The 9,408-nt window shown below is 67.3% G+C and carries 9 protein-coding genes; 8 read left to right on the forward strand and 1 reads right to left on the reverse strand.

Translation table 11 applies throughout. The annotated features are described in order from the left end of the window. The first annotated feature begins 53 nt into the window (after nt 1-53). Together QRN67_RS28405 and QRN67_RS28410 are read left to right on the forward strand one after the other, a co-directional pair. Nucleotides 54-1,793, forward strand: a complete 1,740-nt coding sequence (locus tag QRN67_RS28405; protein ID WP_285414587.1) for a methyl-accepting chemotaxis protein — start codon at nt 54-56, stop codon at nt 1,791-1,793. 348 nt (nt 1,794-2,141) lie between these two features. After that, entirely contained in the window at nt 2,142-3,362 is a 1,221-nt protein-coding gene (locus QRN67_RS28410) for an MFS transporter (RefSeq protein ID WP_285414588.1), read from the forward strand. A 41-nt stretch (nt 3,363-3,403) separates the two neighbouring features. On the opposite strand, the gene QRN67_RS28415 is transcribed toward QRN67_RS28410, so the two are convergent. Next, entirely contained in the window at nt 3,404-4,036 is a 633-nt protein-coding gene (locus tag QRN67_RS28415; RefSeq protein WP_285414589.1) for a hypothetical protein, read from the reverse strand. Between the two features lie 191 nt (nt 4,037-4,227). Here QRN67_RS28415 and QRN67_RS28420 point away from each other — a divergent pair, with 191 nt between their 5' ends. From QRN67_RS28420 to QRN67_RS28445, 6 genes are all read left to right on the forward strand, one after another. Continuing rightward, complete coding sequence (locus QRN67_RS28420; RefSeq protein WP_285414590.1) at nt 4,228-4,674, forward strand: SRPBCC family protein; 447 nt, start codon at nt 4,228-4,230, stop codon at nt 4,672-4,674. A 120-nt stretch (nt 4,675-4,794) separates the two neighbouring features. Continuing rightward, nucleotides 4,795-7,191 (forward strand): penicillin acylase family protein, encoded by a 2,397-nt coding sequence (locus QRN67_RS28425; RefSeq protein ID WP_285414591.1) that lies wholly within the window; start codon nt 4,795-4,797, stop codon nt 7,189-7,191. Between the two features lie 159 nt (nt 7,192-7,350). After that, the gene (locus QRN67_RS28430; RefSeq protein WP_205368125.1) at nt 7,351-7,881 is read left to right on the forward strand and encodes a sigma-70 family RNA polymerase sigma factor; all 531 of its coding nucleotides are present in this window, start codon (nt 7,351-7,353) and stop codon (nt 7,879-7,881) included. Nucleotides 7,882-7,914: 33 nt separating this feature from the next. Then, a complete protein-coding gene (locus tag QRN67_RS28435; protein ID WP_285414592.1) occupies nt 7,915-8,163 on the forward strand; it encodes a FecR/PupR family sigma factor regulator in 249 nt (82 codons plus the stop codon). A 202-nt stretch (nt 8,164-8,365) separates the two neighbouring features. Beyond that, nucleotides 8,366-8,614: an MbtH family protein gene (locus tag QRN67_RS28440; protein WP_081266156.1), complete on the forward strand. Its 249-nt coding sequence runs from the start codon at nt 8,366-8,368 to the stop codon at nt 8,612-8,614. Between the two features lie 4 nt (nt 8,615-8,618). Then, nucleotides 8,619-9,359, forward strand: a complete 741-nt coding sequence (locus QRN67_RS28445; protein WP_285414593.1) for a thioesterase II family protein — start codon at nt 8,619-8,621, stop codon at nt 9,357-9,359. The last annotated feature ends 49 nt before the right edge of the window (nt 9,360-9,408 follow it).

Raw genomic sequence — 9,408 nt, forward strand, 5'->3', positions numbered from 1 at the left:
GCGCGGCGCCACGCACGGTACCGGCCCCGCCCCGCAACCTGGACCCAACCGCCATGACGCTTTTCAGAAATCTCAGAATCTCCGCCAAGCTGGCACTTGCCTTTCTCAGCATCGTGTTGCTGATGATCGTGATGGCCGTGATTTCGATCCACCGCCTCGATCGCCTCAACGATCAGACCAACTTCATGGTGACGGCGCGCATGGCGAGCGTTCGCGATGCGGGCCAGATGAGCGAGATCGCGAACCGGGTGCGCCTGCTCGAATTCCGCCTGGCAACGATGCCGGCGGCCGAAGCCGCGGCCGTCCGGCAGTCCATCGCCGAGACCTCCAAGGCCTACGAAGACATCGACAAGGCCTATCCGGCGTCGATCGGCGATGCGACCGAGCAGGCCATCTACGACCGGGTGAAGGCCCGGTATCCGGCATGGACCGCGTCGCACGCCAAGGTGGAACGGCTGGTCCAGGAAGAGCGGCGGGCCGAAGCCGTCGAGCTGCTCAATGGCGAGGCGCGGGAGACCTTCCTGGCCTTGAAGGAGCCGCTGACTCAGCTGGTCAAGCACAACGAGGATCGCGCCAAGGTCGAGGCCGAAGAAAGCAACCAGACGTTCACCACCGGGTTCTTCCTCATCGCTTCGGGCACCGGCGTTGCCATCTTGCTGGCCGTGCTGTTGTCGTGGAGCGTGGCACGGGGCATCGTGATTCCGCTGAAGGAAGCCGTGGGCCTGGCGGAGGCCGTCGCGCGCGGTGATCTCACCCGCAGCCTGAGCGCCAGCAGCAAGGACGAAGTGGGCGACTTGCTCAGGGCGCTCGCGGCGATGCGCGACAACCTGATCAAGACCCTGACCGGCATGCGCGAGAGCAGCGATTCCGTGGCCACGGCAAGCGCCCAGATCGCCTCAGGCAACGTCGACCTTTCCAGCCGCACGGAGCAGACGGCCGGCAGCCTTCAGCAGACCGCGGCATCGATGGAAGAACTCACGACCACCGTCAAGACGGCGTCCGAAGCCGCGCAGCAGGCGAACCAGCTGGCACAGGCCGCATCGCAGGTCGCGGTGCACGGCGGGGAAGTCATCTCGGAAGTGGTGGAGACGATGCGTGACATCCACGGGAGTTCGCAGAAGATCGCCGCCATCATCGGCACGATCGACGGCATCGCTTTCCAGACCAACATCCTGGCACTGAACGCGGCCGTGGAAGCCGCCAGGGCGGGCGAACAGGGACGGGGCTTCGCCGTGGTGGCGAGCGAGGTCCGCAATCTCGCGCAACGCAGCGCGGTCGCGGCCAAGGAAATCAAGACGCTGATCGAAGCATCGGTCGACAAGGTGGGGTCGGGCACCCAACTGGTCAACGATGCGGGCGCGACGATGGGCAAGATCGTCGAGAGCATTCAGCGCGTCTCCCACACCGTCAGCGAAATCAGTGCGGGAGCGGTCGAGCAGGCGGCCGGGATCGACCAGATCAACTCGGTGGTGACGCAGCTGGACCAGATGACTCAGGAGAACTCTGCGCTGGTCGAAGAATCGGCTGCCGCCGCGGAAAGCCTCAAGAGCCAGGCGGTGCGGCTATCTTCGCTCGTCGAGTTCTTCCAGTTGGGGACGGGCTGGCGCGCGGAGCGCGCCGAGACGGAGCTGTCCTCCCGCGCGGCGCACGGCGGCGAACGGCGTGCCAAAGAAAAAAGCGCCACGGCCCCTGCTCGGGCGCAGCGCATTTCCAACGGTGCATCAGCCGTGCCGGTGCTTGGCAATCCGAAGGGCGGCCAGCGCGAGAACGACAGGGAGTGGGTCACCTTCTGAGCGGTCACTGCCGCGATCGTGGTGCGGCAAGATCAGAAGACGAGAGAGTGACAGTGGCCGGCATCGAGGCGGTTTCCCTGAGCGGTTTTTTTCTCCCTGGCCTCTACCAGCGCCGAACCACTGTCGAAGGGCAGTGTGCTCGGGGCAGGTGAAGTCAGGGTGAAGTTTGTGCGCGGGTTGCGTGAAACGATACCAAGTGTCCTGTCGCACGCCACTCGCCCTGCAACGCAGGGCGCGTGCGCGTGATCGACCGGGTGCCAGTGCGCTGCAGGAATTCGTCGGCGGCGAGACAATCACGCTGTCTTGTCCGCCAGGCGGGCGACGGCCACTACCCGAACCCCTCTGCGCATGTCATCCCCGCCCGCCGATTCGACCTCTTCCTCCGCGACTTCGTTCTCCCTGTGGCGCATAGCCGTGCCGGCCTTTGCGCCCTCGCTGTTGTTCGGATTGGGCGAGGGCGCCATCCTTCCGATCGTGCCGCTGACGGCGCGTGGCCTGGGGGCTTCCGTGCCCATGGCGGCGCTGGTGATTGCGATGATCGGCATCGGCTCGCTGCTCAACAACATTCCCGCCTCGATGATCACGATGCGCTGGGGCGAACGCTGGGCCATCGTCGCGGCGGGTGTGTGGAGCGGTCTCGGCATGCTCCTGTGCGTGCTGACGACCCATCTGGGCCTGTTCGCCACGGGATGCTTCATGGTGGGGATGTCGCAGGCGGTCTACAACCTGGCGCGCCAGAGCTACATGACCGAAGCCGTGCCTGTCGAATACCGGGCCCGGGCACTGTCGACCCTGGGCGGCGTCATGCGCATCGGCATGTTTGCCGGGCCTTTCCTGGCGGCGGCGGCGGTGCATGCATTCGGCCTGCAGGCCGCCTATGTGGTCGGCATCGTGGCGGTGATGGGGGCCGCCGCGATAGGCGCCCGCATCCCCGACCTCGCGGTGCCACCGGTCCCGCCCGGGCAGGCGGCACCCGCTTCGACCTCCGTCGTCTCGACGCTGCGGGATCACCGCCATGTGTTCCTCACGCTCGGCATCGGCGTGGTCCTCGTCAGCGCGGTGCGGGCTTCGCGCCAGGCCGTGATTCCCCTGTGGGCCGACCACCTGCTGCTGGCCCCCTCGGTGGCTTCGCTGATCTACGGTCTTGCGGGCGGTATCGACATGCTGGTGTTCTATCCGGCCGGCAAGGTGATGGACAGGAAAGGCAGGCGCTGGGTCGCCGTGCCGTCGATGCTGATCATGGGCCTGGCCATGCTGCTGATGCCCTTGACGTCCGGCGCCCTGACGCTGTTGCTCGCCTCGTTGGCCATCGGTTTCGGAAACGGCATCGGGTCCGGGATGATCATGACCCTCGGCGCCGACCAGTCCCCGCGCCACGGGCGCGCGCACTTCCTCGGCATCTGGCGCCTGATGTCCGACATCGGCTCCTCGTGCGGTCCGGCGCTGCTGTCCCTCCTGGCCGGCGGGCTGTCGTTGGCTGCGGGCATCGCCGTGACCGGGCTGATCGCCTTTGCCGCGGCCGGGACGCTGGCGTACTGGATTCCGCGGCACAGAGCGTCGACGGCGTGAGGCCGGGCACGACGAGACAGGGCGCGAAGCGGTAGTGCGCCTTAGCGCGACTCGCGCCGGTGCTGGGCCAGCGACAACGCGGCCAGCTTCTTTTTCGCACTTTGCAGCAGCCCGAGCCGCTCGGCCGGCAACTGCGCCTTGGTGTCGCCGGGCGCGATGATCTCGAACGCCGAAGCGCTCGCCAGTTTGGCCGCGAGCGTGTCGTGATCGGCAAGGCCATTGAATCTGGCGACGGAGATCACGTGCACCTGCAGATGCCGATGAAGGGCTTTGGACAGCTTCTTGCAGGCCGCCGTCATGGCGGTCTCGTCAGGCGTCACGGCGCCATGCACGATCAGCAGTTCGATGACGTTGTCGGCATCCTCTCCCAGCACGAAGGCACGCACGACCGAGTCCTTGAACTTCGAGCGCAGCATGGCGCGGACCGGCTCGGCCGCGGCGAACGATTTCAGGGCGATGCTGCGCAGTTCGCCATAGAAGACGAACGAGCAGTCCAGCTTGACGGTGTCGGGTTGCTCTGCCGCCGCCTTCTGCCTGGCGAGGATGCCGCTCTTGACGAGGTGCTCTATCGTCTGGCCGGCCTCGCCCGGCTCCTGCCTGGTTTGCCGGGCCAGCTCGTCCACCGAGAACGGTTGGTCGGGGGCCGCATACAGAACCTGCATGATCTTTTGCACGGCGGGGGACAGTAGAAAATCTGCAGCACTCACGGGTGTTTCGATTCGTTCGGCTTTGTTGGAGAGGCGTGGATTATGAAGTTGCGGGGCCGTCCCGAAGCCGCGCGCCCCAGTCTTCGGCATGTCGATCTTGAGGAGGCTCGGCCGACGTATCCATTGAGGGTCTTCCTCATTTTTCAGGAGCAACAACCATGGCCACCAATACCGTCCGTCTTCATCGCGTGCTGCGCACCTCGCCGGAGCGCCTTTACCGTGCCTTCGTGGAGCCTGGCGCGTTCGAACGCTGGCTGCCGCCGTTCGGATTCACCGGCAGGATCCACGCCATGGAGCCCGTGGTCGGGGGCGCCTGGCGCATGTCCTTCACCAACTTCGGCACCGGGCACAGCCACTCGTTCGGCGGGAAGTACCTGGAACTCGTCCCGCACAAGCGCATTGCCTACGACGCGACCTTCGACGATGCCAATCTTCCAGGCACCATGAAGACGACGGTGACGCTGACCGCGGTGTCCTGCGGCACGGAACTATCGGTCGTGCAGGAAGGCATCCCCGACATGATTCCCGTGGAGATGTGCTACCTGGGCTGGCAAGAATCGCTCGTCGCCCTGGCGCAACTGGTGGAGCCGGACATCCCGGGCTGAGGACGCGGCCGCTCGTGTTTCACCGCTCGGTGTAAACAACGGGCGCGCCGATCCGTCTGTGCAGGAAGCGGCGTTGTGCTGGCGTCGCGGCATCCATTCATGCCACCAGCGAACGACGACGTGGACCTACTCTCTTTTTTTCGCGTGCCCGCGCGGGGCCTGTGCGTGGCCGCCCTGGGAATCTCCTTTGCCGTCTTCGGTGCCGCCCCGGCGTCGGCTCGCGGCGGGGCATCAACCGACTCCATAGAGATCCGGCGCACCACCGACGGCATTCCGCATGTGCGCGCCGGCAGCTGGCGCGGGCTGGGCCTCGGCTACGGACAGGCGCAGGCCGAAGACGCGTTGTGCACGCTCGCCGAGGCTTTCGTCACTTACGGCGGGCAGCGATCGCTGTACTTTGGCGCCGAGGGAAAGCCCCGGACGCGCTCGACGTTCGGCGAGGCCGCCAATCTCGACCTGGATTTCTTCTTCAGGGCATTCGCAGGTCCCGAGGCGGTCGAGGCGCTCAAGCGTGAACAGCCGGCCGACCTCAACGAACTCATTGCCGGCTACGCGCAGGGCTACAACCGCCATCTGCGCACGCTGCAGGCACGCAAGCCCGGACGCGGCGCGCCGTCGCATGCGTGTGCCGGCGCGCCGTGGGTGCGAGCCATCGGGCCCGAGGATGTCTACCGCCGCATGATCGCCGCCGGACTGGCCGGTGGATATACCCGCTTCGTTTCGGAGATCGTGAATGCCAAGCCCGCGGCCGCCGCGCCGCCCGTGCCGGCGGACAAGCTATCGCTGTCTTCGCGGCTCGACATCCCGGTGGGCGACGCGCGCGGCATCGGCAGCAACGTGCTCGCATTCGGCCAGGCGGCGACCGGTGAGCGCGGCGGCGTGCTGTTCGGCAATCCGCACTGGTACTGGGGCGGGCCCGACCGCTTCTATCAGGCGCACCTCACGCTGCCGGGCAAGCTCGACGTGGCGGGCGTGTCCTTCCTCGGCATTCCGGTCATCATGATCGGCTTCAACAACGATGTGGCCTGGAGCCACACGGTCTCCGCCGCGCGACGCTTCGGACTGTTCGACCTGACGCTGGATCCGGCCGACCCCACGCGCTACATGGTCGACGGCCGCTCCGAACCCATGCAGGCCCAGACGCTTGCCGTGGCGGTGCGCCGGTCCGACGGCTCGGTGGACCTGGTGCGCCGCACGCTCTATCGCACGCGCTTCGGCCCGGTGGTCGACCTGGGGGCGCGCAACCCGGCGCTGGCATGGGGCGCGCGCAAGGCGCTCGCGATGCGCGACATCAATGCCGACAACCTGCGCATCTTCCGCAACTTCTTCCGCTGGAACCAGGCGCGCTCGCTCGAAGAGTTCATGGCCATCCAGCGGGAAGAGACGGCCATGCCATGGGTCAACACGGCGGCCATCGGGCGCGGCGACGGTCGGGCCTGGTATGCCGACATCGGGGCGGTACCCGGCGTGCCCGACGACCTTCGCGCGGCCTGCGCGACGCCGCTGTCGAAGGCGCTTGCCGCGCTCGACCCCGCCATGCCGGTGCTCGATGGCAGCCGGTCGGCCTGCGAATGGCGGTCCGCGAAGAACGGGGTGCAGCCCGGCGCCATGGCCGCCGACCGCATGCCCAGCCTGCTGCGCGAGGACTACGTCGCCAACATGAACGACAGCTACTGGCTCACGAACCCGGCGTGGCCGTTGTCGGGGTTCGCATCGATCCTCGGAGGCGAAGGCCAGCCGCTGTCGATGCGGGGGTGGGAAGGGCATCGCATCGCGAGTGAACTCGCCAGTGCCGGCGCGAGCTCGGCCAAGGCATTGGCGGACCGCGTCATTCGCAAGGCATTGGAGGCACGTGCATCGACCGCGGACCGGTTCAAGGCAGCGCTGCTCGGGGGCGCCTGTGCGAAAGACCAGGCGGATATCCAGCGGGCATGCGACGTGCTGCGGCGCTGGTCCAATCGCGCCGATGCGAACGACCGGGGCGCGCTGCTCTGGGATGCCTTCTGGACCCGGGTCCAGGAAATCCCGGCCAATGAGCTCTATGCGCAGCCGTTCTCGGCATCGGCGCCGTTGCAGACACCGTCGGCGATTCAAGCTGCGGACCCGCGCGTGGCCTCCGCGCTGGCCGGCGCGGTGCAGGACATGGCGCGCAAGGGCTGGGCGCTGGATGCGCCGCTGGGCCAGCAGCGCTTCGCCCGCAGCGAGGGCAGGAAGCTACCCCTCTTCGGCGGCTGCGACGCGGAAGGCTACTTCACGGTGGCTTGCGCCAACGACGGCGACTACGCCATGGACGATCGCTCGCATGGCAACACCTACCTCCAGGTCGTGTACTTCGACCGGCGCGGTGTGCAGGCGCGCACGCTGCTTGCACACGGTGAACGCGAAACCGCAGTGACCGGCGGCAGCGGACTGGCACCGGTGGCGCGCTATGCGCGCAAGGACTGGCTGCGCTTTCCGTTCCGCGAGGAAGACATCGCGCGCGATCCACAACTGCGGCGCGTGACCGTGCGTCCCTGAGGCGGCGCCTGCGCGATCGTCCGCCTGTCTCGCTTTGAGCGGTTCAAACGTCTTTAGGTTAAGAGACAGGGAGCAGCCCGGAAATCCGGGCCCTCTTCCGTCACAAGATGGTAATAGTTCTCATTTGTATTGTCTACAGTGAATACTTCAGGAGTACCCATGGACATGTCGCTGCAGCCAGCCGAACTCACGTTGGCGGAAGTCTTCGTCGCCAACCGCGCCCAGCTCCAGCGCGTCGCGCAAAAAATCGTCCGCACGGCGGACCTGGCCGACGAAGTGCTGCAGGACGCCTATCTCAAGCTGGCCGACGGCGCCTCCCTGCGCGAGGTGCGCAAGCCGCTCGGCTACTGCTGCCAGGTGGTGCGCAACGTGGCCTTCGACTACCACCGCCATCATTCCGTCGAAGCCAGCTACCGCACGTACTGCGAGGACGTGGAGCTTGTCAGCCCCCCGAGCAACGACGCGCCCGAGCGCCTGCTGGACGGGCGCCAGGCGCTGGCAGCGATCGACCGCGTGCTCGACGCGCTGCCCGCGCGCACCCGCCTGGCCTTCGAGCTCAACCGCTTGAGCGGCATGACTCAACGGGAGATCGGCGTGCGGCTCGGCTGCTCCGCCACGCTCGTGAACTTCATGATCAAGGACGCCGACGCGGCCCTCGAAAGCTGCCGGTACCTGGTGCAGGGCGGCTGACCCCGCATCGCCCATCGGCGATACGATGCGCCGATGACAAAGGACAAGGATCACGACCCGGTCTGGCAGGCCGCATGGACCTGGGTGCGTCGCCAGCACGAGCAGCGCGGCAGCCTCGACGGCGCGACGCGCGACGAGTTCATGCAGTGGCTCGCCGCAGATCCCCTCCACCGCAAGACCCATGACGAAGCGGCCCGCCTCTGGCTGCTCGTGGGCCTGGTGCCGCCCGCCAACGACGTCCCCCCGCCGGACGATCCACCCGACGGCATCGCCGGCCGCTAGCCGCGGCCGCTGACCTCCGCATTCCCGGTTTCGCCCGATTTCCAGCGGCCATGCCGCGGCGCAGCCGTGCCCGCGCATGCCGCTGCGGGAAATGGGTTCACACCCCCTAAACACCCGGCCTCCCGCCCCGTCATGTATCGCAAAGGGAAGAGGTGTGCGAAGCCTCTTGCCTGTCGTCTCAACAACCCCAAGAGGACCGCACATGTCTACCAGCTGCTTCGACCGCGAAGACGAAACCTTCATCGTCCTGGTCAACCACGAAGAGCAATATTCGATCTGGCCGCAATGGAAGGCCGTGCCCGGCGGATGGAAGGCTGTCGACGGCGTGCAGGGCGACAAGAAGACCGTGCTCGAGTACGTCGAGAAAACCTGGACCGACATGCGTCCGAAGTCTCTGCGCGACTGGATGGCGCAGCAGGACAGCAGCAAGAGCGCATCGGCCGCCGCCTGAGCGAATGCAGGCGCCCCTTTCCCTGCTGTGCCTGCCCTGTGCGGGCGCCAGCGCCACCATGTACCTGCGCTGGCGCCGCCTGCTGCCGCGCTGGATCGAGGTCGTGCCGGTCGAGCTGCCCGGTCGTGGCCAGCGCCTGGGCGAGGATTTGGTCGAAGATTTCGATTCTTTGGTCGCGCGGCTGTGCGCCGAGCAGGACGCCGCGCTGCGCGGCAATTTCGCGCTCTTCGGCCACAGCATGGGCGCCTTGCTGGCCTGGGGCATTGCACAGCGCCTTCGCGCCAGCGGCCGGGCGCTGCCGCGGGCGCTGCTCGTGTCGGGCAGCGCCGCGCCTTCGCAGCGCGATCCGGACCGTTTCGTCGACATGGACGATGACGACGCCCTCATCGGTGATCTGCGCAAGCAGGGCGGAACGCCGGAGGAGCTCTTCGCCAGCCCCGAACTCCTGCGCATGACGCTCGACACGCTCGCCGCCGACTATCGCGTGTGCCAGAGCTTCGAACACCCCGGCAACGCGCCGCTGCCCGTTGCGCTGCATGCCTTCGCCGGCCGGCAGGACGACGTCGAGCCCTGGCGCATGGAAGCCTGGCGCGGCGAGACCGCCCGTCCCGGTTTCACGCTGGACTGGTTCGAGGGCGGCCATTTCTTCATCCGGCAGCACGAGACACCGGTGCTGGCCGTACTGGCGCAGCGCCTGGCCCAGTCCGCGGCGGGAGGCGTCCATGCGCCGCGTGCCTTGGCCTGAGCCGCCGTCGCCGGGTCCCGCCGTTTTGCCGGCCCGGCAAATCAAGGAA

Source organism: Variovorax sp. efr-133-TYG-130 (assembly GCF_030208835.1).
Taxonomy (GTDB): domain Bacteria; phylum Pseudomonadota; class Gammaproteobacteria; order Burkholderiales; family Burkholderiaceae_C; genus Variovorax.

Coding starts and splice junctions, on each gene's coding strand:
- QRN67_RS28405 (WP_285414587.1), top strand. CDS start 54: ATGACGCTTTTCAGAAATCTCAGAATCTCCGCCAAGCTGGCACTTGCC.
- QRN67_RS28410 (WP_285414588.1), top strand. CDS start 2,142: ATGTCATCCCCGCCCGCCGATTCGACCTCTTCCTCCGCGACTTCGTTC.
- QRN67_RS28420 (WP_285414590.1), top strand. CDS start 4,228: ATGGCCACCAATACCGTCCGTCTTCATCGCGTGCTGCGCACCTCGCCG.
- QRN67_RS28430 (WP_205368125.1), top strand. CDS start 7,351: ATGGACATGTCGCTGCAGCCAGCCGAACTCACGTTGGCGGAAGTCTTC.
- QRN67_RS28435 (WP_285414592.1), top strand. CDS start 7,915: ATGACAAAGGACAAGGATCACGACCCGGTCTGGCAGGCCGCATGGACC.
- QRN67_RS28440 (WP_081266156.1), top strand. CDS start 8,366: ATGTCTACCAGCTGCTTCGACCGCGAAGACGAAACCTTCATCGTCCTG.
- QRN67_RS28445 (WP_285414593.1), top strand. CDS start 8,619: ATGCAGGCGCCCCTTTCCCTGCTGTGCCTGCCCTGTGCGGGCGCCAGC.